This window comes from Azospirillum largimobile (assembly GCF_977007025.2).
Genome location: NZ_CDRMUA020000003.1, coordinates 267550 through 293478, shown reverse-complemented (window position 1 = coordinate 293478; position 25929 = coordinate 267550). Strand labels below are relative to the sequence as shown.

Sequence of the window (25929 nt, the reverse complement as noted above, 5' to 3'; positions counted from 1 at the left end):
AAATCGCATGATTGTTCGAACCGCCTCCACCATGACAAGGTCCCTGTCAGACGGCGCCGACGACGCACCGACAGCAGGCGGCCCAATCTTTGAAACCCACGCAAAACAGGAAACGAAAATGACCTTCCCGGCCAAGTCGCTCATCAACGCCGACGACACCGTCTTCATTTTCATCGATCATCAGCCGCAGATGTCCTTCGGCGTGGTCAACATCGACCGCCAGCAGCTGAAGAACAACACCATCGCTCTGGCCAAGACCGCCAAGCTGTTCGGCGCCTCGACCATCGTGACCGCCGTCGAGACCGAGAGCTTCTCCGGCTACATCTGGCCCGAGCTGATGGACGTCCTGAAGCAGGACCCGATCGAGCGCACCTCGATGAACAGCTGGGATTCGGAAGAGCTGGTGGCCGCCGTCAAGGCGACCGGCAAGAAGAAGCTGGTGATGGCCGCCCTGTGGACCGAAGCCTGCCTGCTCTACCCGACGCTGTGCGCCATCGAGGAAGGCTTCGAGGTCTACATCGTCACCGACGCCTCGGGCGGCACCTCCAAGGAGGCCCATGACGCCGCGGTCCGCCGCATGGAGCAGGCCGGCGCCCATTCCATCACCTCGATCAACGTCCTGCTGGAAATCCAGCGCGACTGGGCCAAGCGCGAAACCTATGACGGCGTGATGAACATCGTTCGCGAGCATTTCGGCGCCTACGGCATGGGCGTCGATTACGCCTACACCATGGTCCACAAGGCCCCGCAACGCGGCGAGTACGCCCACAAGGTGACCGCCGCCGCCGCCCACGAACATGCGTGATCCTGCTCCCAGGGTGATTGCATGAGTGTTTGAAGCAGCGGCCTTCCGTCTCGGAAGCCCTTCTCCCCTTGTGGGGCGGGATCGGCCAAACGCCAACGGCGTTTTGCCGACCCGCGGGTTGGGATGAGGGGTGCTGCGGCCGAGGGCCGGTGGAAGTATTGGACTTGCGCCCCCTCACCCCAACCCCTCTCCCGCAAGGGGAGAGGGGCTTCTAAGGCGGGTGAAGCATGCATGCGATTGCTCCACTCCCTCCCCGGTGCCCGGTTCCGGCCGGGCACCGGTCCCCATTACCAGATCGGGAGCCCGGACCCATGATGCCCTATCTTCTTTCGGCCGGCGCCGGCATCCTGGTCGGCGTCATCTATGCGCTGATCGGGGTCCGGTCGCCGGCACCGCCGACCATCGCCTTGATCGGGCTGCTCGGCATGCTGGTCGGTGAGCAGGTTGTGCCGGTCGTCAAGCGCCTGATCGCCGGCGAGCCGGTCGTCGCCTTCATCCAGACCGACTGCGCCCGCCATGTGCTGGGACCGCAGGCCGGGGCCGACAGGACGCCGGCCGCCACCACTCCGGAAGGAGAGAAGGCATGACGCCCCCAAACCCGCCCGCGATCAGCCGCCGGAAGGCGATGGCGGGAACCGCCGCCGCGTCCCTGCTCTCCGCGCCGCTGATGTCCACCCTCGCGTCCAGAACCGGGAATGCCGCCATGCCCAACACCGCCACCACTGGTGACGTGATCCTCGTCAACGCCAAGGTCACCACGCTGGACCGCGCTAACCCGCAGGCCAGCGCCATCGCCATCCGCGACGGCCGCTTCCTCGCCGTCGGCACGGAGGCCGAGGTGCGCGCCGCCGCGCCGCAGGCGACGGTGATCGACGCCAAGGGCCGGCGGGTGATCCCCGGGCTGATCGACAGCCACATGCACATCATCCGCGGCGGCCTAAACTACAACATGGAGCTGCGCTGGGATGGCGTGCCGAGCCTTGCCGACGCCATGTCCATGCTGAAGCAGCAGGCGGCGATCACGCCGCCGCCGCAATGGGTCCGGGTGGTCGGCGGCTTCACCGAGCACCAGTTCGCCGAAAAGCGCCTGCCGACCATTGAGGAGCTGAACGCCGCCGCCCCCGACACGCCGGTCTTCATCCTGCACCTCTACGACCGCGCCCTGCTGAACGCCGCGGCCCTGCGCGCCGTCGGCTACACCAAGGACACGCCGAATCCGCCTGGCGGCGAGATCGTGCGCGACGCGGCCGGCAACCCGACTGGCCTGCTGCTGGCCCAGCCCAACGCGACGATCCTCTATTCGACGCTGGCCAAGGGACCGAAGCTGCCGCCCGAGTACCAGCTGAACTCCACCCGCCATTTCATGCGCGAGATGAACCGGCTGGGCGTGACCGGGGTGATCGACGCCGGCGGCGGCTACCAGAACTATCCCGACGACTACGCCATCATCGAGAAGCTGCATGCCGATGGCGAGCTGACCCTGCGCATCAGCTACAACCTGTTCACCCAGAAGCCGAAGGAGGAGTTGTCCGACTTCGCCGGCTGGGCGTCGAAGGTCAAGCCCGGCGACGGCGACGACAGCTACCGCCACAACGGCGCCGGCGAGATGCTGGTCTATTCCGCCGCCGACTTCGAGGATTTCCGCGTCGCCCGCCCCGACATGCCGCCCAACATGGAAGGCGATCTGGAGCCGGTAATCCGCCTGCTGGCCGAGAACCGCTGGCCCTGGCGTCTGCACGCCACCTACGACCAGACCATCAGCCGCGCGCTGGACGTGTTCGAGAAGGTCAACCGCGACATCCCCTTCGACGGGCTGCACTGGTTCTTCGACCATGCCGAGACGATCAGCGACCGCAACATCGACCGCATCGCGGCCCTTGGCGGCGGCATCGCGATCCAGCATCGCATGGCCTACCAGGGCGAATATTTCGTCGAGCGCTACGGCGCGAAGGCGGCCGAACGCACCCCGCCCATTGCCAAGATGATGGCGGCCGGCCTGCCGGTCGGCGCCGGCACCGACGCCACCCGCGTCGCCAGCTACAACCCGTGGGTCTCGCTGTCCTGGCTGGTGACGGGCAAGACGGTGGGCGGCCTCAGCCTCTACCCCCAGGCCAACCGGATGGACCGCGAGACGGCGCTGCGGCTATGGACGGAGGCCAACACCTGGTTCTCCAACGAACAGGGCAAGAAGGGCCAGATCAAGGCCGGGCAGTTGGCCGACCTCGCCGTGCTGTCCGACGATTTCTTCTCGGTTTCCGAGGACCGCATCGCCCATCTCGGCTCCGTCCTGACCATGCTCGGCGGCGCGGTGGTGCATGGCGAGGGCGACTACGGCCCGCTGGCGCCGCAATTGCCGAAGCCGATGCCGGACTGGTCGCCGGTGCGGACCTTCGGCGGCTATTACAAGTCGGCCGACGGCGGTGCGGGCGACCAGCGCAAGGCTCTGGCATCGGCCTGCGGCTGCGCCACCGGCTGCGGCGTCCACGGCCATGACCATGCCGCCGCCTATGCCGCCGACGTTCCGGCCGCCGACGTGCAGTCCTTCTGGGGCGCGCTCGGCTGCGGCTGCTGGGCTGTGTGAGGTCCTTTCCCCGAAAGCTGGTCCCCTCTCCCCCCTGGGGAGAGGGTTAGGGTGAGGGGGTCGCACGGCGAGGAGCATCAAGGGTCGCGCGCTCTCCGCCCCCCACCAGATCCGCTCGATGCATCCCCCTCACCCCGACCCTCTCCCCGGGGGGAGAGGGAGATTTTCGCCTCACCCACAAAACAAAACGGTGCCCCATGACCTTCCGGGACATAGAACGCCCCATCGACCGCATCCTGGACTGGGACGGCACATGGCTGCTGGCGCGGCTGGCTCTGGTCGGGGCCTATCTGCTGGGCGGGCTGGTGAAGCTGGCCGACTGGCCGGGCGCCGTCGCCGAACAGGCGCATTTCGGCCTGCATCCGCCGGAGCTGTGGGCGGCGCTGACCATCCTGGTGGAGCTTGTCGGGCCGCTGCTGATCCTGCTGGATCGGGCGCTGTGGCTGGGCGCCGGGGTGCTCGGCGTGTTCACGGTGCTCGCCGCGCTGATCGCCAACGACTTCTGGACCATGGCCGGACAGGAGCGCTTCATGGCGACCAACGCCTTCTTCGAGCATCTCGGGCTGGTCGGCGGCTTCGTACTGGCCGCCATGCTGTCGCGGCTGCGCCGGCGCTCCCGGCGCTTCTGAGGGAGGCCCGCCCGGCCCGGTCAAGGCACACAATCAGTGAACCCGGCCGGGCACCAGGCTGTCGACGATCCGCACCAGTTCCACCACCGACCGCGCCTCCATCTTGCGCATGGCCTGACCGCGGTGCAGCTTCACCGTCGCTTCGCTGAGGCCGAGGTCGTCGGCGATCTGCTTGTTGCGCAGGCCGGACACCACCATCATCGTGATCTCGCGCTCACGCGCCGTCAGCGTGTCGAAGCGGGCGCGCTGGGTGACGAGACCGCGCTCCTGGTCGCGCTGCTCGCCATGCCGGGCGATGGCGGCGTGGATGGCGTCCAGCAGTTCCTGGTGATGCACCGGCTTGGTCAGGAACTCGAAAGCCCCCGCCTTCATCGCACGGACCGACATCGGCACGTCGGCATGCCCGCTGATGAAGATCACCGGCAGGCTGTTGCCGCAGCGCGCCAGTTCCGCTTGGAAATCCAGCCCGCTGCGCCCCGGCAGCCGCACGTCCAGCACCATGCAGCCGACATCGATGACCGGGCGCTGGTCGATGTATTGCTGAACCGATCCGAAGCTCTTCACCTGCAGCCCGACGGACTCGAGCAGCCCTTCCAGCGCCTCGCGGACGGCCTCGTCGTCGTCGATGATCACCACGGTCACCACGTCCGCGGCGGTTTCGGCCTTGCCCCTCATCACACCCCTCCGGACGATACCGGCAGCACGAATTCGAACACGCTCCCGCAAGGGGTGCCCGGCGTGGCGGTCAGCCGTCCGCCATGCAGCTCCACGATCGACCGGCTGATCGACAGGCCCATGCCCAACCCGTCCGGCTTGGTGGTGTACAGGGCCCGGAAGATGGCGTCGACATCGGCGTCCGCGATGCCCGTTCCACTGTCCTCGACGCGGACACTGATCCAGCCGTCCTCGCTGGCGGTGACGATGCGCAGGCGCCGCTCCGGCAGGTCCGGGTTCGCCATCGCCTCGACCGCGTTCATCACCAGATTGAGGACGAGCTGCTGCAACTGCACCCGGTCGCCATGGACCCACGGCGATCCGGCCTGCAGGTCGGTCTCCACCGCAATGCGGGCGCGGCGCAGTTCTCCCCGCACCAGAGCCAGCGTGTCGGCGATCAGCGCGCTCATATCCACCCATCCGGGATCGGCCGGGGTCCGGCGCGCCAGGGCATGGATGCTGCGAACCACGTCGCCGGCCCGCTGGGCGTCGCGCACGATCCGTTCCACCACGACGCGGGTCTTGGCCAAGTCGGGATGCGGCTGCGACAGGTGCTGGAGGCAGGTGCCGGCGTTGGTGATGATCGCCATCAGCGGCTGGTTGACCTCATGCGCCACGGCGGCGGCCAGTTCCCCCATCATGGTCATCCGGCCGATATGGGCGAGGTCGGCCTGGGCCTTGCGCAGTGCCTCCGCGATCTGGCGGCGCTGAGTCAGGTCGCTGAACACCAGGATGGAGCCGACCATGTCCCCGCGGTCGTCGATGATGGCGGAACAGCGCTCCTCCACCACGATCCCGGTCGGCACCACCACGCCGGCCGGAGCGGTCTCGCCGCGCGGCAGCAGCCGCGACAGCCGTTCCGGCGGAGCGAAGGCGCCGCTGCGCAGGACGACGGCGGAGAAATCCTCCAGCGGTTCGTGCGTCTCCTCGTCCACCGCGACGAAGACGGAGGCGAGCGGCTGCCCGGCCGCCTCCGCCGCCGTCCAGCCGGTCATCGTCTCGGCCACCCGGTTCATGAAATCGACGCGGCCCTGGGGATCGCACAGGATGACGCCGTCGCGGATGCTGGCGAGCGTGGCAGCATAGCGCCGCTCGCTCATCCGCAGCCGGGCGTCGCTGGCATGCTTGTAGAGCGCCATCTGGATGACCGTGCGCATCTGCGGCTCTTCGAAGGGCTTCAACAGATAGCCGAAGGGCTCCGTCAGGCTGGCGCGCTGCACCACCTCGTCATTGGCGTAAGCCGTGAGAAAGACGACGGGGATGCGCTGGGCATCGCGGATCAGGCGCGCCGCCTCGATCCCGTCCATCTCCCCTTCCAGGCGGATGTCCATCAGGACCAGATCGGGCTGATGGCTGCAGGCCAGCCGGACCGCCTCCTCGCCGCTGGCCGACATGCCGACCACGACATGCCCCATTCGGGAAAGTTGATGCTGAATATCGCGCGCAACGATGCGGTCGTCTTCGACGATCAGGATCCGTGCCGCGATCATTCACTTCCCCGGTTACGCCCCTTCAAAGGAAAGGTGACGATGAACTCCGTCCCTGTGCTGGAACTATATTTCAACGAGCCGTGCAATTGGCTGGTCAGGTCAGCAATCAGCTGAAAACCGACCGTGTCCATCCTATCGGGATCGTACCCTTCGGGCAAGCCCACGCCGTCATCACGGACGGATAGCCGGCAGTCCCGCCCGTCCGATGCCAGCCCCACGCCGAGCACCCCGCCCCGCCCGCCCGGAAAGGCGTGCTTCAGCGCGTTGGAGACCAGTTCGTTGACGATCAGGCCGCAGGGCACCGCCCGGTCGAGGTCGAGCTTCAGGTCGTCCATGTCGATGTCCAGCCGCACCGCGCCGGCTTGCCGGGAATAGGCGCGCAACAGATGGGCGCACACCGATTCCAGATGCTCGCGCATCGGCACGCGGGCGAAATTGCCGAGCCGGTAGAGGTTCTCATGCACCAGCGCCATCGACCGCACCCGGTCGCGGCTGTCGGCGAACAGGGCGGCGACCGCCTCGTCCTCGATGCGGCGGGCCTGGAGGTTGAGGAGGCTGGTGACCAGCTGAAGGTTGTTCTTCACCCGGTGGTGGATCTCCTTCAGCAGCGCCTCCTTCTCCTCCAGCGTCGCGGTCTCCAGAGACGCCGCCGCCTGGGCGCCGAGCAGCGTCAGGATGTTGACCCGCTGCGGGGTGAAGGCATGGGTCGCCAGTGCGTTCTCCAGATGCAGCAGCCCGACGACGCGGCGGCGGCGGACCAGCGGCATGCACAGGATGGAACGCGCCTCCGTCTCGCGCAGATAGGGATCGGCGGAAAAGGGGCCGGGGGCGCGGGTGTCGTCGACGATCACCGCCTCCTGGTCGCGGATCGCGCCGTGGAGGATGGCATGGGGCAGCGGGATGCGGTCGGCATCCTCCTGCACCAGCCGGACCGACACGCCATACAGCCCGGTTGTCGCCTCCGCCTCCACCCGCAGCCGTTCGCCGCGGGCCAGGATCAGCATGCCGCGGCTGGCGCCGGCATGTTCCAGCACCAGGGTCAGCAGCGTGGTGGTGAGCTGTTCCACGCTCGCCTGGTCGGAAACCGTGCGCAACGTGCCGAGAAGTGCGGCCAGATCGATGCCGTCGAAGCCGCGCGGCGCCTCCGGCACCGCCGGTTCCTCCGCATCCAGGCCAAGGGAGGGATAGCGGCGGGCGAGCTGCCCGACCTTGGCGGTGGCGCCCCAGTGCGCATAGCAGGCAGCCGCGTCGCGGATGCAGGCGAGTTCCAGCGTCGGCACGCCCAGCCGGCGATAGAGGCCGGCGGCGCATTCATGGGCCAGCGCCTCCACATGCGGCAGGGCGGTGCGCCGCGCCGCCTGGACCGCGCGGTCATAGCCGCGCATGGCATCCTCCGTCCGCGCTTGCGTCCGTGCCGCCTCCGCCTCGGCTAGGGCGAAGCGGGCGTCGAAACTGTCGGGGCTGTGGCCCGCCCAGTCGCGCAGCTGGTCGAGATGGCGGGCGAGTGCGGCGGCGTGGTGGGCGCGGTGGTCCGGCCGGACGTCGTCCATCGCCCCGGCCCGTGCCAATGCCGCATGGAAATGGAATTCCGCCATCTCCCAATGGCCGGACGTGGTCCACAGCAACCCTTCCGCCCGCTCCGCCGCCTCGACCGCCGCCGCCATCTCGCCGGCGATGCAGCGGAGCTGGAGGGTGCGGATCCAGTGCCAGCAGGTGGCGATGTCCAGGCTGGGATTGGCCAGCAGCCGGGCCTCGAAGGCGGCATTGTCGAAGCCCTGCCCGTCGAAGCAGCCGATGGCGTCGGTCTGTCCGCGCAGGGCGCGCAGCAGTTGCAGCTGGGTCGTCAGGATATCGGCGCAAAGCCCGAACTTCACCTGCCGGACATAGGCCAGCCGCGCCTCCGCCGTGCGCTGGACCGTCGCCAGCGGATCGCCCGAGGCCAGCATGCTGGTGACCAGGGTGACGCTGGTGAACCCGCCATAGGTGACGTCGCCGGCCTCCCGCGCCTCCTCGAAGGCGCGCAGCAGCAGGGCGCGCTCGCTGCGGATGTCGCGGGTCCAGGGGACGACGTGATAGGCGAAGGTCATCAGCACCCGCGCCCGGTAGCGCGTCGGCCCCTGCCGCTCCGCCAGATCGTAGCCGAGCCGGCCGAACTCGTAGCCGGCGGCGTAATCGCCGAAATAGGGGCCGGCCATCATGCCGAGATAGGCGAAGCCCAGGGCGGACGCGTCGCTGCGCCCGTTCCGCAGGGTCAGGTTGGCCATCCGGCACAGGATCAGGCAGACGAGGTTGCGGTCGCTGAAGAAGGCCGGCGGCAATGCCGCGGCCAGTACGTCCAGCGTCGCCCGGCTGTCGGGGTCGGCGACGGCCGACATCGATGCCAGCGACGCGATGGGCCGGTCGCCGATCGCCTCCCTCAGCCGGGCGTATTCCTCCTGTGCCAGCGCTGCCGGCGGATGGGCCGCCCAGTCGATGCCGACGCCCTTCAGATAGGCCAGACAGGCATCGATGGCGCGGTCGCTGCGGTCGATGGCGGTATAGACGGTGACGAGCAGCGCCGTGATGGCGGCGCGGTCCGCCGGGCATTCGGCCCGTCCGGCAAGGCCGATCAGGCGCCGCTCCGCCTGCTGCAGGTCGCCGCAGAGGAACTCGCATTCGGCCTGCAGATGCTCCAGCGCGAAGGCCAGCCGGTGCCGCCGCTCGATCCCACCGCCCTCCAGCAGGCGCAGGCCGCCCAGCGCATAGGCCAACGCCGAGCCATGGGCGCTGGCGGCCTTGGCCTGATGACCGGCGGCGAGATGGAGCGTCGCCACCTCCGCCCGCTCCGGCCCGTCCTGGATCAGGGGAAGGCAGCGGTCATACTGGCCGACCAGTGTGAACAGCCGCTCCCCCGTCATGTCGGCGGCAAAGCCGCGGCGCAGCGCGCGGGCGATGTCGTGGTGGAGCGTGCCGCGCGATTCCGCCGGCACCAGGGCATAGGCTCCTTCCTGCACGCGGTCGTGGAGGAAGCGGAAACCGTCCTCGCTGCGCAGGATCAGCCCCTCTGCCAACACCGGTTCCAGATGGCGCTCCGTCTCCTCCTCCGTCAGGCCGGCGGCGAATGCCAGGGTGGACAGCCGGACGGCGGCGCCGAGCGCGGCATGGCGGGACAGCAGGTCGCGCGCCTGCGCCGGGAAGCGGCCCAGCCGTTCCGTCATCAGCGTGGCGATGCCGGCGCCCGACGGCGCCTGCTCCACCGCCGCCAGATCCCAGTCCCAGCGCCTTGCCTCACGGTCGAACCACAGGCGGCCGGAGCGTTCCAGCGCGGTCAGCAGCTGCACCGCGAAGAAGGCGTTGCCGCCGGTGCGCTCCTGCAGCAGGGCGGCGAGCGCCGCCACCTCGTCCGGCTTGCGGTCGAGGCTGTCGGCGATCATGCGGCGCAGGTCGTCCGGGGACAGCGGTCCCAGCGCGATTTCCTCGCAATCGATCGCTTCACCGGCGATGCCGTCGCGCGCCGCCTGGAATCGGCGCATCAGCGCCTCCAGCGGATGGCCGGCATCGACCTCGTCGCTGCGGTAGGCGCCGACCAGCAGCAAATGGCCGATTCCGCCATCGGCGACCAGCCGATCGAGCAGGTCGAGAGTCGCGCGATCCAGCCATTGCAGATCGTCCAGGAACAGCACCAGCGGGTGGTCGGGACGGGCGAAGGTCTGCAGAACGCGCCGGAACAGCAGGTCGAAGCGGTTCTGCGCCTCCCGCGGCGGCAGGGGCGGGACGGCGGGCTGTTCGCCGATCAGCAGGGCCAGATTGGGGATCAAGGCGGTCATCAGCGCGCCGCCGTCGCCCACCGCCTCCGCAAGAGCGCGGCGCCACTGGTCGCGATGAAGGGCCGGCAGCGCCAGGATGCGGGTGACCAGCGCACGGAAGGCCTCCGCCAGGCTGGCATAGGGCAGGTCTCGCTTGCCCTGGTCGAACTTGCCGGCGGCGAACAGGCCATACGGCGGCACCAGCTGGTCCTCCAGCGACCGGACCACCGCCGACTTGCCGACGCCGGACCGTCCGGCGATCAGGACGACGCCCATCCGCCCGCGGGCGGCGACCCGCTCGAAGGCGGCCTGAAGGGCAGCGACCGGCTCGTCCCGCCCATAGAGGTCCGGCGGCGCGACCAGCCCCTCCGGCATGTCGCGCCGACCGACCGGAAAGGCGGAGATGCGGCCTTCGACGTCCCAGGACCGAAGGGCATGGGTGAGGTCGCGGAGGAGACCGTCGGCGGTCTGGTAGCGGTCCTCCGCCGTCTTGGCCAGCAGCCGCAGCAGGATGTCGGCGACGGCCGCCGGCAAATCGGGCGCATGGTGGACCGGCGGGATCGGCGCGCGCGCGATATGGCTGTGCACCCACTCCATCGCGTCGCGCGCGGCGAAGGGCAGCTCGCCGGTGAACAGCTCGTAGAGCGTGACGCCCAGGGCATAAAGGTCGCTGCGGCGGTCGACCGGACGGTTCATCCGCCCCGACTGCTCCGGCGCCATGTAGGGCAGCAGCGCGTCCGGCCGCTCGACGCCTGCATCTGGTGTGGGGACCGGCAAGGGGCTGGCCCGGCCGAAGCCGGTCAGGCGCACCGATCCGTCATCGCCGACCAGCAGGTTGAAGGGCCTCAGGTCGCCGTGCATCAGGCCGCGGCGATGCAGATGCGCCACCGCCCCGGCGATGCGGACCGCCAGCAAAAGCCGCTGGCGGAAGGGCATCGCCGGCACCGGCAGGACCGACAGCGGCTGTCCGCCGGGATCGGCGAGGGTCAGCACCGGGACCATGCCATGGTGCAGCAGGTCGAGCGGCTTGACCGCCCAGGCCGGGTCCAGCCGGCGGGACAGCTCATGCTCCCGACGCAGCCGGTCAAGCGCCGCATCGGACCGCCCGCCCGGATCATTCGCAAGCGTCAGCGCCATGCGGACCAGGATCGGGAAAGGCTGGCCCGGCCGCATCACCCGCAGCAGCCGGCTTTCCCCGTCGCTGCCCAGGACATGGCCGCCGGAACCGGTCGCCGTCAGATGGTCGAAACTGAGATCCATGTACCGGCCTCTCCCGCGCTTGCGCACCCATGGTAGCGGCATTTTGCCGCCGATGGGGACTCCACCTGCAGGCGCCGGGGAGCCGATCGGCTGACGGTCGCGGCTCGCCCGCTCTTACCCCGCCGCAATGGCGCTGTTGAGGGAGGCGATCAGGACGTGACCGTCGACCGGCTTGCCCAGCACGTCGCGGGCGCCGCCGCCCAGCGCCCTGACCCGCGTGCTGTCGTCGGCATAGGAGGTCATGAAGAGGATCGGCGGGTGCCCGCCGCCATCGGCGTTCAGCCGCTCCTGCAGATCCAGGCCGGACAGGCCGGGCATGCGCACGTCCAGGATGATGCAGGCGATGTCCGCCCGGTCCGCATGGGCCAGGAAATCCTCGGCGGAGACGAAGGGCCGGCAGCGGAAGCCGACGGACCGCAGCAGGTCGTCCAACGCCTCGCGGATCGCCTCGTCGTCGTCGACCACCGCTATCAGGGGTGCATTGGACACGTCGTGATGCCTCGACCGAATGAAGGGCGCCGGTCCCTGGCGCCATGTGCATCCTATCCGGACGGGGTGGAAGCGGGATACCACACCTAGGTCTAGAAGAACGCCGGGCGGGTCATTGCCGCCCGTCGAACGCGACGCGCCCCCGTCGCCCCGCGATCCTTTTGGGCTCAGCCGCGGTCGGCACGCGACAGGGCGTCCACGAAATGGCCCATCGCCAGCTTCATGTCGTTGAAGACCGTTCCCTGGGACACGCCGAGATGGGCGGCGATCTGCGGATAGGACATCCCCTCCACCCGGTTCAGCACCCAGACGCGGCGGGCGCGCTCCGGCAGAGCCTCCATCGCGCCCATGAACTGGGCAAGCCGCTCGCGGTGCAGAAGCCTGTCCTCCACCGACGGGGTGCCGCAGGCCACCTCCAGCGGATCGGCGGTGTCGGAAGCCGGCGCCTCGAACCGCTCCTGGGTGCGGCGGCGGCGGATCTGGTCGAGGGCGAGGTTATGGACGGTGCGGTGAAGGAAGGCGCCGATGTTGTCGATCGGGCCCTTCTGCACCGCGTTGCAGGCCCTGAGATAGCTTTCCTGGATCACGTCCTCTGCCGTCGGCACGTCGCGGACGATGCGCAGGGCCCGGCCGAGCAGGGACTGGCGGTGATCCAGATAGATGGCGGTCAGACTTGCGGGCATGGTCGGCCTATCCGTCGCACGGGGCGCTTCTCCGGGGGTCGTCAGAGATTGATAATGATTCGCAGTTGCTGCTGTCAAGCCGGGCCGCAGATCGCCGGCGGAATGGTTCGATGCTCCGGGCTTTGCCTCCGCGAATGGCATCGGGCGGTTCCCGCGTATATCCACCCGGTGCAATTTGTGCCGGTGCAATTTGTGGCCGTCCCGCGCTTCGAACGTCTAAGATGCGGGGGCATGCTGACAGAGGATGGGCAACGCGGGTGAGGCAGGACAGGTCCAGCGGAAAGAAGGCGGAACCCGGCTACCGCCATGCCGATCCGGTGACCGATGCGGCGCTCGACTGGTTCGTCCGGCTGCTCGACGCTCCGGCCGATCCGGCGACGCTGGCCGCCTATCGGGCGTGGCGGCAGAGCGACCCGCGCCATGCCCGGGCGTTCGACCGGCTGACCGAGGTCGGCGGCATGGCGGAACTGCACAGCGCCACCTTAGCTCATCTGCCGGCGGCGCATCTCCCGGCGAATCCGGTGCCCGTGCCGATCCGGCAGGCGCGGCATTCGCGCCGCGCCTGGATGGGCGCGATCGCGGCGACGGGGCTGCTGGCCGTGGTCGGGACGCATCTCTATCCCGATCTGAAGACCCGCTGGAGCGCCGACCACCGCACCGCCGTCGGCGAACGGCGGGAGGTGGCGCTGCCGGACGGATCCCGGCTGATCCTGGACAGCGACAGCGCGGTGGCGCTGGCCTTCGGCGGGGAGGAGCGCCGGGTGGCGCTGCTGCGCGGGCGGGCGTGGTTCGACGTGGTGCGGGACACCGCCCGCCCCTTCCGCGTCGTCGCCGGCTTCAGCACGGTCGAGGTGACGGGCACCGCCTTCAGCGTGCAGTCGGACGACCGCGGGGACTCCGTCTTCCTGGAACGCGGGCGGGTGGCAGTCAGCCGGCTGGACGACCCCGGCCGGCCGGTGACCCTCGCCCCCGGCGACCGGTTGACCGCGACGGCGCGCGGCCTGACCATGCAACCCCGCCCCGATCCGGCCGAGGCGGTGTCCTGGCGCGACGGCCGCTATGCCTTCCACAACGAGCGCTTCGACACCGTGGTGGAAACCCTGCGGCGCTACCACGCCGCGCCGATCCTGCTGCTGGACGACCGCATCGCCATGACGCGCGTCAGCGGCAACTACCGGCTGGACGATCCGGCCGGCGCGTTGACGGCGCTGGCCGGGATGGTCGGCGCCCGGATCACCAGCCTGCCGGGCGGTATCCTCGTCCTGCGCTGACGACAGACAAGCTTGAGAATCGCTCGCAACTTTTTTTGTGAGGGTCCGCGATCCCGTACGTCTGGCGAACAGGGGGTTAGGCTTGTCTGCCTGCGATTGAGCCCCCCGCGCCAGCTTGAGACGGGAGTTGCAGGACATGGTCCGCCGCACGGCATCGATAGTTAAAGTTGCAGATTTCAACCGTTCCCGGATCGCCGGGCATTTGTTTGCCGCATTGATGACCTCCACGGCGCTCGGCGCCACGCTGACGGCGCTTCCCGCCGCGGCACAGCAGACGGCGCCGGCCGATGCCGCCGCGACTTTCTCGCTGCCGGCGCAGCCGCTGCGCGGCGCGCTGGACGCCTTCAGCCGGCAGACCGGCTGGCAGATCGGCTATCCCGGCACGCTGACCGACGGCCGCACCTCCCGCCCGGTCAGCGGCTCCATGCCGCCGGCCAAGGCGCTCGAAACCCTGCTGGCCGGCACCGGGGTGACCTATCGCCTGACCGGCCCGGCCACCGCCACGCTGGCCCCGGCGCCCGTCGCCTCTTCCGGCGACACGATGGCGCTGGGCCCGGTTTCGGTCTCCGCCGCCGCCCCGGCGCCGGGCGGCCCGGCGCAGATCGTGATCGGCAAGGAGGAGCTCGACCGCAAGAACCCCAGCGACATCCGCGACGTCTTCGCCGGCGAGCCGGGCATCCGCGTCGGCAGTTCGGTGCCGATGTCGCAGAAGGTCTACGTCAACGGCGTGGAGGAGACCAACCTGTCCGTCAGCATCGACGGCAGCCGGCAGAACAACAAGGTCTTCCACCACAACGGCACCACCCTGATCGACCCGGTCTTCCTGAAGACCGCCCGCGTCGATGCCGGCGTGGCGCCCGCCGATGCCGGGCCGGGCGCGCTGGCCGGCTCCATCGCCTACGAGACCAAGGATGCCCGCGACTTCCTGAGCGGCGACGGCATCGGCGCCTTCGTCAAGTCCAGCTTCGGCACCAACGGCTCCGTCTTCACCAACAGCGCCGCCGGCTACGGCCGCCACAAGGGGCTGGAGGGGCTGGGCTATTTCACCTACGGCAAGGGCGCCCGCTTCGAGTCCGGCGACGGCCGCAAGGTCGAGGGGACCAAGACCGACCTGAGGAGCGGCCTCGGCAAGGTCGCCTACGAGACGGATGCCGGCCACCGTTTCCAAGTCAGCTACGAGCGGGTCTATGACGACGCCCCGCGTCCGTTCCGCGCCAATGTCGGTTCGATTTCCGGCCGCCCGGCGTGGGAGCCGCGGGTGCGCGACTATACGCTGGACCGCCAGAACCTCGTCTTCACCTACACCGACACCCTGCCGACCGACCTGTGGAACCCCAAGCTGGTGGTCGCCTATGGCCGCACCGACGTGGAGACCCCGATCTACACCCGTCCGGTGGGGAGCAGCACGGTCCCCGGCAGCTATCCCGGCACGGGTGCCACCAGCTCGCTGAACGGCAAGCTGGAGAACGTCTTCAACGTCGGCATGGGCACCATCACCGCCGGCAGCGATTTCTACGTCGACCGCGCCCACTATGAAGACCAAACGATGACGGCGCTCGAGAAGGCCCGCAACATCGGCGTCTATGGACAGGCCCGGCTGTCCCCGGTGGAACGGGTCCGCCTGTCCTTCGGCATGCGCGCCGACCGGCAATGGTTCGAAGGCACCACCGGCCAGGATTGGACGAACAGCGGAATCAGCCACAATGTTTCGGGCGAGGTCGACATCCTGCCCGAATATCTGACCGCCAAGGCCGGCTGGTCGCGCAGCTGGGGCGGCGTCCAGCTGGCCGAGAACTTCGTCATGAACCCGGTCTGGCGCTATGGTGCCGGTCCGCAGCCGGTGACCGCCCGCAACCTGACCGCCGGGCTGGTCGGCCGCTACCAGGGCTTCACCGCTGAGGGCCGAGTCTTCCGCACCGACCTGGACGACGTCCGCGCCCCGCGCTTCGCCGCCGGCAGCGGCACGCTGGTCCGCGACGTGCGGTCGAAGGGCTACGAACTCGGCGTCGGCTATGCCTGGGATACCGGCTTCGTCCGCGCCAAATACGCCGACATCGACGTGACCATCGACGGGCTGCCCGCCGATTCCGACACCGGCACCTACATCGCCACCCCGATGGGTCGCGTCTACACCATCGGCGGCGCCCACACGATCCCGAAATGGGAACTGACCTTGGGCGCCGATGTCGAAATCGTGCTGGACTACAACAAGGTCCAGGCCGGCCAGCGCCCGCTGAAGGGGTACGAGACCCTCAACCTCTTCGTCGAGCACAAGATCCCGCAATACTCCAACCTGACCCTGCGCGCCGACGTCCGCAACCTGTTCGACGAGACCTACGCCGACCGCGCCACCTACGGGCAGGAATTCGGCACCGTCACCCCGCTCTACCAGCCGGGCCGGACCTTCCTGCTGACCGCCTCGGCGACGTTCTGACCGTCTCCACCGCAACCGGGAGCCTCCCCGCATGCTGCATTCGACCGCCCATTTCGAGACGGAGCACGGCAAGCGCTACGCCACCCAGCTCTGCCGCCACTTCGCCCACAAGATCGAAACGGTGGAGACCGAAGAGGGCGGCGAGTGCCGCTTCTCGATCGGCATCGCCCGGCTGCGGGCGGCTCCCGACCGCCTGGTCATCGAGGCCAGCGCCCCCACCGCGGGGGAACTGGCCGAGCTTCAGTCGGTGATGGAGAGGCATCTGCTGCGCTTCGCCTTCCGCGAAGGCGACCGGCAGCTCGACTGGGCGGCGTGACGCCACCCGCTCCCGCCCACGCCTTGCCCGAAGCCCTTCAGGATCGGCAAACCATGCGTTCCACCCAACAGATCGCCGAGCACGCGACCTTCCAGAACTTCGCCAACTGCTATTGGCGGGAGATCGACGCCGGCCGGACCACCCGGCACGGCACGGAGGCCGAACCCGGTGTCGAGTGCGTCGAATGGCTGCTGCCGTCGCAGCGGACCGCGTTGCGGGCGGAGATCGTCTCGCGCTCTCTGTGCGGCCCCTGCGGTTTCGGGCGCATCTGGAAGCGCTCCCTGCCCGACACCGCTTGGCAGCAGACCGAGCCCTTCACCGCCCTTTGCTGTCTGGCCGGCGAGAGCTATCGCCGGATGGAAGGAAAAAGCTCCGGGGCCGACCTGCGCGGCAGCGAGCTGGAGCTGCTGCTGCGCGTCCTGCAAAGCTACCAGTCGGTCCAGCGCTACCTCGACGCCACCCCGGCAGCGGATCCGGCGGCGGACGGTGACGAGGACGAGTTCATCGCCGCCGAACAGTCGCTGGTCTTCGGCCATTGGCTGCACCCCACGCCCAAAAGCCTCCAGGGCATGACGCCGTGGCAGCAGCCGGTCTATGCGCCGGAACTGGGCGGGCGGTTCCGGCTGCGCTGGTTCGCAGCCCCGGCGGCGCGGGTCAGCCACCGTTCCGCCGTCCGCCAGTCGGCGCCGGAGATGATCGCCGCCATTCTGGGCAACTCCGCCTCCCGGCTCTCCACGCTAAAGGACGAACTGCTGATCCCGATGCATCCGCTCCAGGCCGAGGCGCTGGCGCTGGACCCGGCGGTGCAGGCGATGCTGGAGCGCGGCACGTTGCGGGCGCTGGGCGATGCCGGACCGGAGTTCACCGCGACCTCGTCGGTGCGGACGGTCTACAGCCCGGACAGCCCGTGGATGCTGAAATTCTCGCTGCCGGTGCGCATCACCAATTCGATCCGCGTCAACCGGCGCCACGAGCTGGACGCCGGCGTCATCATGGCCAAGCTGATCGGTGCGATTGGCCGCGATATGGGCCCGCGCTTCGGCTTCGTGCTCGATCCCGCCTACATCACGCTGGACTCGCCGGACGGCGGCGAGAGCGGGTTCGAGGTGATCCTGCGCGAGAATCCCTTCGCCGGAGGGCGCCAGCGCGGCGTCGCCACCATCGCGGCGCTGGCCGCCGATCCGCTTCCCGGCCGTCCATCCCGGCTGGAGCGGATCGTGCGCCGCGTCGCGATGGAACGGAACGGCGGCGTGACGGAGGCGGCGCGGCGCTGGTTCGACGCCTATCTCGATTGCGCGCTGGATCCGGTGCTGCGCCTGTACGACACGCATGGCGTGGCGCTGGAGGCGCACCAGCAGAACGGGCTGCTCGAACTGCGGGACGGGATGCCCACCCGCTTCCTCTACCGCGACAACCAGGGATTCTACCTGTCGGCCGCCTATCGCGACCGGCTGCGCCGGCTGATCCCGGAGGCCGACAACATCCGCTCCCTCTATTACGAGGAGGAGGAGATCAACCGCCGCTTCTCCTACTACGTGATCGTCAACCAAATCTTCTCGGTGATCGCCCGCATGGGCAAGGACCGGCTGGCGGCGGAGGAGGACCTGCTGCGCATCCTGCGCGCCCGGCTGGAGCGGCTGGCCCTGTCGCTCACCCAGGCCGGCCGGCGCTTCGCCGAAGGGGTGCTGGACAGCCCGACCATCGGGGCCAAGCTGAACCTGACGACCCGCCTGCTGAACATCGACGAGCTTCAGGCCGCCAACGAGGCCGATCTGTACGCCCAATGGCCCAACCCGCTGTGCCGGACCGGCGCCGCGACAGCCGAGCGGGGACGCCATGCCCTTTCCGCGTGACCTGACCGGCCGCCCGGAGGAACGGGTGGTGCGCCAGCTTGCCGCCGCCCTGCTGTTCGAGGGGATCGTCGAGCCGGCCGCAGCCGGGGTGGACGGAAGTGACCGCCGGCTCGTCTGGCGGTCCGGTGGACGGGAGTTCCGCTGCCTCGCCTCCGCCGGGCCGTTCGGCCGCCCGCGCATCCGGTCGGGATCGGTCGAGATGCGGAGCGACGACGGCACGTGGCGCGCCGCAACACTTGGCCGGATGGTCGCCGGGCTGGACGCCCCCGAGCCGCACCTGACCGGCCTGCTGGCCGAGCTGGAGCGCACGGTGTCTCTCTGCCGCTGGAACGCCGCCAACCTGCCAGCCACCCCGCGCCGCGGCCTGCCCTTCCCCGACCTGGAAGGCCGGCTGGAGGAGGGGCATCCCTATCATCCCTGCTTCAAGGCGCGGCTGGGCTTCGACGAGGCCGACCATGCCGCCTTCGGGCCGGAGGTCGGGCAGCGCTTCCAGCTGGTCTGGCTGCTGGTCGCCCGCTCCTGCCTGCATCGGGCGATCCCCGGCGAGGAGGAGGAATTCTGGCGCGCCGAACTCGACCCTGCCGCCTGGGAGGAGATCCAGCGGCGGCGGGAGGAGCTGAACCTGCCGGCGACCGACTATTGCCTGCTGCCGCTGCACCCCTGGCAATGGTGGGACCTGCGCGAGGGGGAGGGGGCGCCCTGGCTAAGGCCCTGGCTGGCGGACGGCCGCGCGGTCTGCCTGGGTCCGCTGGGCGACCATTACCGGGCCAGCCAGTCGCTGCGCACGGTGATGAACGCCGACGATCCGCGCAAGGCCGACGTCAAGCTGGCGCTGAACATCATCAACACCGCCTCCCGCCGCATCATCGATCCTCATTCGGTCTGCACCGGCCCAGCCATCTCCGAATGGCTGACGGCCGTGGTGGCGGGCGATGCCGACTTCCGCGACCGTTATCCGCTGACCCTGCTGCCGGAATATGCGGGGATTATCGCCGACCGCGACGGCCCGCTGGCCGGACAGATGGCGGCGCTGTGGCGGCGCAGCGTGCAGTCCACCCTGGGCGAGGGCGAATCTGCCATCCCCTTCAACATGCTGATGGTGACGGAGGCCGATGGTTCCTCCTTCGCCGCACCCTGGATCGAGCGGTACGGGCTGCTGCCCTGGCTGGACCGGCTGCTGGAGGTGGCGGTGCTGCCGGTCTGGCATCTGCTGGTCCGCCACGGCATCGCGGTGGAGGCGCACGGCCAGAACATGGTGCTGGTCCACCGCGACGGCTGGCCGGTGCGGCTGATCCTGCGCGACTTCCACGACAGCGTGGAATACGCACCGGACTTCGTGGCCGACCCGGCCCTGCTGCCCTATTTTCCCAGCCTGCACCCGGCCTACCGCGACGCGCCGCCCGATCGCTATTATTGGGCCGGCGGGGTCGACGCGCTGCGCGAACTGGCGATGGACACGCTGTTCGTCTTCAACCTGACCGACGTGTCCGACCTGCTGGCCCTGAAGTACGGGTTGCCCGAGCCGGAGTTCTGGCGCCGGGTCCACGATCTGTTGGAGGCCCACGCCCGCCACCACGGGCTGGAGGAGCGGCACCGCCGCGTCGGCCACGCCGCGCCCGAGATCCTCACCGAATCCCTGCTGCGCGGAAAGCTGCTGCGCGCGCGGGAGGAGATTCACCACACCGTTCCCAACATCTTCGCGCGCTTCGCGCCTGAGGGCTCCCGATGATCCGCATCGACGACCGATCCTATTCGCCGGCCGAGGTGGAGGCGCTGACCGCCGCCCATGCCGAGCGGGCCCGCCTGTCCGACCGGCCCGGCGCCCGCTTCGCCGTCTGCTTCACCGACACCATCGACTGGCTCGCCCTGTTCTTCGCCATCCGCGCGGCTGGCGGCAGCCTGCTGCCGCTGCACCCCTCCACCCCGCTGGAGGCGGCGCGGCGGCTGGCGCGCGAGGCCGGCTGCCATGCGCTCTACCACAACAGCCTGACGGCGGAGGAGATCGCCCCCCTGCCGGCGGAACCTGGGCCGGGCCAGCTTCTGCAGATGAGTTCCGGCACCACCGGCGCGCCCAAGCGCATCACGCGGAGCTGGGCGGAGATCGACCGCGAGATCGAGAGCTATGTCGGCTTCTTCACCGAGCCGGCCGGGATGACCCCGGTGATCGCCTGCCCGACCACCCACTCCTACGGGCTGATCTGCGGCCTGCTGGTCGGGCTTCGGCGCGGGGCGGAGCCGGTGATCCTCGACACCACCAACCCGAAATTCCTGCTGAAGGCGCTGCGGCAGATCGAGAAGCCGCTGCTCTACTCCTCCCCCGTCATCCTGCACACGCTGGCCCGGCTGCTGCCGGAGGGCGAGCGCATCCATGCGGCAATGACCTCCGGCACGCTGCTGCCGGAACCCTGGTTCGAGCGGATCCGCGGCAAGACCACCCATATGTTCCAGCAATATGGCTGCTCGGAAGCCGGCTGCATCGCAATCAACCCGGACATGGCGGGAAGCGCCGAGCTGGGCAGCGTGCTGCCCCACCACCACCTGTCCACCGGCACCGCCGACGCCCCGGCGGAGATCGTGCTGTCTGTTCCCGGTAACGAGGGTTTGGGCGGCGAGATCCGCACCCGCGACCTGGGCTATCTGCGCGACGACGGCATGCTGATGTTCGTGTCGCGGCTGGACGACACCATCAACGTCGCCGGCCTCAACGTCTATCCGCAGGAGGTGGAGGACGTGGCGATGGCGCTGCCCGGCGTCACCGACGCCGTCGCCTTCCGCCGCACCGACCGCTTCGCAGGCGAACGGGTCGCCCTGCTGTTCACCGCCGCCGCCGAGGTGACGGACCAGGCGTTGCGCGACTGGTGCCGGGAGAATCTGGCCGCCCACCAGCAGCCGGGCGAACTGATCCGCGCCGACGCCCTGCCACGCATGGCCAACGGCAAGATCAGCCGGCGCGAGGTCGCCGCCCGCTTCGCGGAGGCCGCGGAATGACGCCGGCCATGACCGAACGGGACATCGTCGAAGCCATCCGCACGGTCCTGCGCGACCATCTGCAGAACCGGCATCTCGACCGCTTCGGCCCCGACGCGCGGCTGAACGAGGATCTCTACCTAGACTCCGTTCTGATGATGGAGCTGTTCCTGCAGTTGGAGCTGTCCTTCGGGCTGGAGGCGCCGGACGAGCTGATCACCTCGCGCGATCTGACGACGGTGGCCGACGTGGCCAGCCTGTTCGCCGGCACCCGCCCGGCCGCCACGGCGGATGCGCTTCCCCCCGGCAGCGTCCATGGCGAGGAGTATCAGGACCTCAAGATCCATTGCTTCGTCAGCTGCGTCTGCGACGCGCTGAAGCGGGCGGGGATCGACCATCGGCCCTTCTATTTCGGGGTGTGGGACGCCGGGTTCGAGGTCGGGGCCGACCGGGTCCTGCGCTATCATGCGCCGACCGTCAGTCACGATTTCTTCCGCGACTGGTACCGCCGCCTCTACGGGGCGGAGGTGCGGCAATGGTACGACCATGGCCGCAGCAAGGAGGAGAACCTCGCCCTATTGGTCGATCTGGTGGAACGGCGGTCGGACAGCCTTTCCATCATGGCGATGGTCGATCTGTTCCACCTGCCGGAGCGGGAGAACAAGTTCAACCAGAACCCCTTCCCGCATTACCTGATGCTGGAGACCGGCAGCGACCCGGCGGCCTTCATGGTCCGCGACCCCGATTTTCGTTGGGAAGGCGAGATCGAGCGGGAGCGGATCGCCAACGCCTTCCTCCAGCCCAGCGTCGCCGGCGGCTATCTGTTCGACCGGCGCGAGCTGCGCGCCGCCCGGCCCGCCGACATCGCCGCCTATTTCGAGGCCTGCTTCCTGCCCGATGCCAACCCGCTGACCGCCGCGGTGCGCAGCATCCTGACGGCGCATCTGGACGGAACGGAGGGGCTGTCGCCGGCCGGTCTGTCGCATGCCCTGCGCGAACTGCCGGTGTTCGCGATCCGCAAATATGCCTATGAGCACGGATTCGCCTTCTTCTGGCGGGCGTTGCGCCTGCCCGACGACAGCTTCCTCGCCCGCTGCGACGACATCGAGGAGCTGTTCCAGGGCTTCAAGTCGCTGCATTACGCGATCCTCCGCCTCGCCCAGACCGGCGATGTGGGCCTCGCCCCCGACCTGTTCGCTCGGCTCGACCTGCTCGACCGGCAGGAGACGGCCTTGAAGGGGGAGCTTTCCGCCGTCTTCCGGCAATGGCACGCCGTAGCCGTTGCGGCCCCCAATTCCGCCCCCCTTTCCGCCGAGGTGGCATGATGAGACTGTCGCTCTGCACCATCAGCTTCCGGCACCATCTGGTGTCGCTGGAGGAACTGGCCGTCTGGGCCGCCGGCAACGGCTTCCAGGGGATCGAGCTGTGGGGTGCGCATGCCCGCAACATGGCGGCGGTGTCCGACCGCGGCGGCGACTGGCTGGCGGAGTTCGGCCTGTCCGTGCCGATGGTCAGCGACTATCTGCCGCTGGACGGCGATCCCGATGCGCTGGTGCGCAAGACGCTGGACCTCTGCCGGCTGGCGCAACGCTGGGGCGCGCCCAAGATCCGCAGCTTCGCCGGCAGCACCGGCAGCGCCGAGACCTCGCCGGAGCGCAGGATCTTCATCGCGGAGCGGCTGCGCACGCTGTGCGGGCTGGCCGCCGACCATGGGCTGTCGCTGCTGGTGGAGACCCACCCCGGCACGCTGGCCGACAGCCTCGCAGCCACCCGCGCGCTGATCGCCGCGGTCGGCCATCCGGCGCTGAAGGTCAATTTCGACGTGCTGCACGTCTGGGAGGGCGGCGACGATCCGGTGGCGGCCCGGCGGGTGCTGCGTCCGCACATCGGCCATTATCACCTGAAGAACATCCGGGCGCGCGAGGACCTGTCGGTGTTCGAGCCGGCCAACGTCTATGCCGCGGCCGGACGGCGCGACGGCATGGTGCCGCTGTTCGACGGGGTGGTGGACTATCGCCGCTTCCTTGCCGAGCTGGCGGACGATCCGGCGGCGGAAGGCTCGCTGGAGTGGTTCGGCGACGATTGCTACGCGGTGCTCCGCCGCGACCGCGACGACGTCGAGGCGGCCCTGGCCCAGATGGCGGGTACCCTGCCCCGCCGTGTCGCCGGAGCCCGGCACGGTACGGCGTAGCGCGCCGAATCGTCGCCATTACGGTGCGCAAGGCGGCACCCCGATCCACGCCCCGCCCCGACCCGGCGGCGGCTTTGTGACCGCGCCCATCCGTACGCACCCCACCCGACCGTTCCTTATCGGCAGGGGCCATTGACCGAACGGGGGATCGACAGACCGCTCCCCTTGCGGGTTCATTAGGGCACTGCGCCGTCCCGCCCGCGGGGCGGTGCCCATGAACGGCCAACGGCCCATAAGTCATCCGGGGAAGGAAAGCAGCCTTGCATACGGACACCACGTCGCTGACCCAGAGCTATGTCCACGGCGCCAGCCGCACCCCGCTGCTGGGCGAGACCATCGGCGCGCATCTCGACCGCATGGCGTCACTGTCGCCTGACCGGCCGGCGCTGGTCGTCCGGCACCAGAACGTCCGCTGGACCTATGCGGAGTTCAAGCGCACGGTCGACCGGGTGGCGGCGGGGCTGGTGGCGCTGGGGCTGAAGCCGGGTGAGCGCATCGGCGTCTGGTCGCAGAACAATGCCGAGTGGGTGGTGACCCAGTTCGCCACCGCCAAGGCCGGCCTGATCCTGGTCAACATCAACCCGGCCTACCGCCTGCACGAACTGGAATACGCCATCAACAAGGTCGGCTGCGCCGCGCTGATCCTGTCGCCGTCCTTCAAGTCCAGCGACTATCTCGGCATGATCGCCAAGCTGGCGCCGGAACTGGATCAGTCATCCGCCGACCGGCCCCTGTCCCTGCAACGGTTGCCCACCTTGCGCCACCTGATCCGCCTGGGGGCGGATAAGACGCCGGGCATGCTGAATTTCGACGATTTGCCGGCGCTGGCCCGTCCGGCCGACGTGGCGGAGCTCGGGCGGCTGGCCGGCATCCTGCAATTCGACGATCCCGTGAACATCCAGTTCACCAGCGGCACCACCGGCAGCCCGAAGGGCGCCACGCTGACCCACCACAACATCCTGAACAACGGCTTCTTCGTCGGCGAGGCGATGCGCCTGACCGAGCAGGACCGGCTGTGCATCCCGGTGCCCTTCTATCACTGCTTCGGCATGGTGCTGGGCAACCTCGCCTGCGTCACCCACCGCGCCTGCATGGTGATTCCGGGCGAGGGGTTCGACCCCGTCGCCGTGCTGTCTGCGGTGCAGGAGGAACGCTGCACCGGCCTGCACGGCGTGCCGACCATGTTCATCGCCCTGCTCGACCACCCCGACTTCGCCCGCTACGACCTGTCGAGCCTGCGCACCGGCATCATGGCCGGCTCGCCCTGCCCGATCGAGGTGATGAAGCGCGTGGTCTCGGAAATGAACCAGCGCGAGATCACCATCGCCTATGGCATGACGGAGACCAGCCCGGTCAGCTTCCAAAGCTCCACCGACGATCCGCTGGAACGGCGCGTGTCCACCGTTGGGCGCATCCAGCCGCATCTGGAGGTGAAGGTCGTCGATGCCGAGGGGCGCATCGTCCCGCCGGGGACTCCGGGGGAGCTGCTGACCCGCGGCTATTCGGTGATGCGCGGCTATTGGGGCGACGCGGAGCAGACCGCGCGGGCCATCGACGAGGCCGGCTGGATGCACACCGGCGACCTCGCCACCATCGATGCCGAGGGCTATTGCAACATCGTCGGCCGGCTGAAGGACATGGTGATCCGCGGCGGCGAGAACATCTATCCTCGCGAGGTCGAGGAGTTCCTCTATACCCACCCCGACATCGCCGACGTGCAGGTGTTCGGCGTGCCGGACCAGCAGTTCGGCGAACAGCTCTGCGCCTGGATCCGGCCGAAACCGGGGGCGGCGCTGACCGAACAGCAGGTAACCGCCTTCTGCCAGGGCGCCATCGCCCACTACAAGATCCCGAAATACATCCGCTTCGTCGACGAGTTCCCGATGACGGTGACCGGCAAGATCCAGAAGTTCGTGATGCGCCAGACGATGATCGAGGAACTCAACCTCTCCCAGGACAGGACGGCATAAGCGCGCGCCATCCCGTCGCCAAACCAGCAGAAAAGGCGCTGGGGGGAGCGGCATTCGTTCCCCCCTTGGCCCCCGGCTGGCCGGCCCCGCCACATCGCCTCGCTCTTCCGCTCCCCATGCGTCAGTGGCTGATCATCCACGGCCTTGCCGTGGGGAAGCCCTTCGCACCGTCGGCGGTGCGCAGCACCGATCGCCCGTTTCCGCCGCCGCCGCAACAGCCGCAACCGGGGCCGTGCTTGTGCTTCGGCCCGGTCTCCGACAGCAGTTTCGGCCGGTCGGCGCTGCGTTCGTTGGTGGCGTGCGCCGTCCGGGTCGCCGCCGAAACGGTGGAAAAGGCCGGCGCCATGCGGATCACCCGCGGCGACGGCGTCTCGCAATGGGGACAGAGCTGCGGCAGGCTGCTTTCCGCCATCGGCCGCATTTCCGTGAAGTCGCCGCAGGTCGGGCACTCATAGTCGTACATCGGCATGGCATGGCCTCCTTCCGCTGCC

General features: G+C 69.3%; 19 protein-coding genes. 13 read left to right on the top strand and 6 right to left on the bottom strand.

The window, feature by feature from the left end:
* The first annotated feature begins 118 nt into the window (after positions 1 to 118).
* The 4 genes from ACWPKK_RS18970 to ACWPKK_RS18955 all read left to right on the top strand — a co-directional run bounded on the left by ACWPKK_RS18970 (position 119) and on the right by ACWPKK_RS18955 (position 4015).
* A complete protein-coding gene (locus ACWPKK_RS18970; protein WP_452007211.1) occupies positions 119 to 805 on the top strand; it encodes a hydrolase in 687 nt (228 codons plus the stop codon).
* A gap of 311 nt (positions 806 to 1116) precedes the next feature.
* Positions 1117 to 1392, top strand: coding sequence for a XapX domain-containing protein (locus ACWPKK_RS18965; RefSeq protein WP_452007209.1), 276 nt, complete (start codon positions 1117 to 1119; stop codon positions 1390 to 1392).
* An 80-nt stretch (positions 1393 to 1472) separates the two neighbouring features.
* Positions 1473 to 3386 carry an amidohydrolase gene (locus ACWPKK_RS18960; protein WP_452008199.1) on the top strand — a complete coding sequence of 638 codons (1914 nt, stop codon included), beginning with the start codon at positions 1473 to 1475 and terminating at the stop codon, positions 3384 to 3386.
* Between the two features lie 197 nt (positions 3387 to 3583).
* Positions 3584 to 4015: a DoxX family protein gene (locus ACWPKK_RS18955; protein ID WP_452007208.1), complete on the top strand. Its 432-nt coding sequence runs from the start codon at positions 3584 to 3586 to the stop codon at positions 4013 to 4015.
* A 33-nt stretch (positions 4016 to 4048) separates the two neighbouring features.
* On the opposite strand, the gene ACWPKK_RS18950 is transcribed toward ACWPKK_RS18955, so the two are convergent.
* The 5 genes from ACWPKK_RS18950 to ACWPKK_RS18930 all read right to left on the bottom strand — a co-directional run bounded on the left by ACWPKK_RS18950 (position 4049) and on the right by ACWPKK_RS18930 (position 12436).
* Complete coding sequence (locus tag ACWPKK_RS18950) at positions 4049 to 4690, bottom strand: response regulator transcription factor (RefSeq protein WP_452007206.1); 642 nt, start codon at positions 4688 to 4690, stop codon at positions 4049 to 4051.
* On the bottom strand, positions 4690 to 6219 hold the full coding sequence (locus tag ACWPKK_RS18945; RefSeq protein ID WP_452007204.1) for a response regulator: 1530 nt from the start codon (positions 6217 to 6219) through the stop codon (positions 4690 to 4692). Before ACWPKK_RS18945 ends, ACWPKK_RS18950 begins: the two co-directional genes overlap by 1 nt.
* Positions 6216 to 11264 carry an AAA family ATPase gene (locus ACWPKK_RS18940; protein ID WP_452007203.1) on the bottom strand — a complete coding sequence of 1683 codons (5049 nt, stop codon included), beginning with the start codon at positions 11262 to 11264 and terminating at the stop codon, positions 6216 to 6218. Before ACWPKK_RS18940 ends, ACWPKK_RS18945 begins: the two co-directional genes overlap by 4 nt.
* Positions 11265 to 11378: 114 nt before the next feature.
* Complete coding sequence (locus tag ACWPKK_RS18935) at positions 11379 to 11753, bottom strand: response regulator transcription factor (protein ID WP_452007201.1); 375 nt, start codon at positions 11751 to 11753, stop codon at positions 11379 to 11381.
* Positions 11754 to 11920: 167 nt separating this feature from the next.
* Positions 11921 to 12436 (bottom strand): RNA polymerase sigma factor, encoded by a 516-nt coding sequence (locus ACWPKK_RS18930; RefSeq protein ID WP_310116156.1) that lies wholly within the window; start codon positions 12434 to 12436, stop codon positions 11921 to 11923.
* A 257-nt stretch (positions 12437 to 12693) separates the two neighbouring features.
* On the opposite strand from ACWPKK_RS18930, the gene ACWPKK_RS18925 reads away from it, so the two are divergent.
* From ACWPKK_RS18925 to ACWPKK_RS18885, 9 genes are all read left to right on the top strand, one after another.
* Positions 12694 to 13707 (top strand): FecR family protein, encoded by a 1014-nt coding sequence (locus ACWPKK_RS18925; RefSeq protein ID WP_452007199.1) that lies wholly within the window; start codon positions 12694 to 12696, stop codon positions 13705 to 13707.
* Between the two features lie 217 nt (positions 13708 to 13924).
* A complete protein-coding gene (locus tag ACWPKK_RS18920) occupies positions 13925 to 16141 on the top strand; it encodes a TonB-dependent receptor domain-containing protein (RefSeq protein WP_452007197.1) in 2217 nt (738 codons plus the stop codon).
* 31 nt (positions 16142 to 16172) lie between these two features.
* Positions 16173 to 16457: a DUF2218 domain-containing protein gene (locus ACWPKK_RS18915; RefSeq protein ID WP_452007195.1), complete on the top strand. Its 285-nt coding sequence runs from the start codon at positions 16173 to 16175 to the stop codon at positions 16455 to 16457.
* Between the two features lie 53 nt (positions 16458 to 16510).
* Positions 16511 to 18310, top strand: coding sequence for an IucA/IucC family protein (locus tag ACWPKK_RS18910; protein WP_452007193.1), 1800 nt, complete (start codon positions 16511 to 16513; stop codon positions 18308 to 18310).
* A complete protein-coding gene (locus tag ACWPKK_RS18905) occupies positions 18294 to 20039 on the top strand; it encodes an IucA/IucC family protein (protein ID WP_452007191.1) in 1746 nt (581 codons plus the stop codon). The genes ACWPKK_RS18910 and ACWPKK_RS18905 overlap by 17 nt, the downstream gene beginning before the upstream one ends.
* The gene (locus ACWPKK_RS18900) at positions 20036 to 21298 is read left to right on the top strand and encodes an AMP-binding protein (protein WP_452007189.1); all 1263 of its coding nucleotides are present in this window, start codon (positions 20036 to 20038) and stop codon (positions 21296 to 21298) included. The genes ACWPKK_RS18905 and ACWPKK_RS18900 overlap by 4 nt, the downstream gene beginning before the upstream one ends.
* The gene (locus ACWPKK_RS18895; RefSeq protein ID WP_452007187.1) at positions 21295 to 22602 is read left to right on the top strand and encodes a DUF6005 family protein; all 1308 of its coding nucleotides are present in this window, start codon (positions 21295 to 21297) and stop codon (positions 22600 to 22602) included. Before ACWPKK_RS18900 ends, ACWPKK_RS18895 begins: the two co-directional genes overlap by 4 nt.
* Positions 22602 to 23468, top strand: a complete 867-nt coding sequence (locus ACWPKK_RS18890) for a sugar phosphate isomerase/epimerase family protein (protein WP_452008197.1) — start codon at positions 22602 to 22604, stop codon at positions 23466 to 23468. The genes ACWPKK_RS18895 and ACWPKK_RS18890 overlap by 1 nt, the downstream gene beginning before the upstream one ends.
* Positions 23469 to 23749: 281 nt before the next feature.
* The gene (locus ACWPKK_RS18885; RefSeq protein ID WP_452008194.1) at positions 23750 to 25438 is read left to right on the top strand and encodes an AMP-binding protein; all 1689 of its coding nucleotides are present in this window, start codon (positions 23750 to 23752) and stop codon (positions 25436 to 25438) included.
* 121 nt (positions 25439 to 25559) lie between these two features.
* On the opposite strand, the gene ACWPKK_RS18880 is transcribed toward ACWPKK_RS18885, so the two are convergent.
* Entirely contained in the window at positions 25560 to 25907 is a 348-nt protein-coding gene (locus ACWPKK_RS18880; RefSeq protein WP_452007185.1) for an FmdB family zinc ribbon protein, read from the bottom strand.
* Positions 25908 to 25929: the final 22 nt, after the last annotated feature.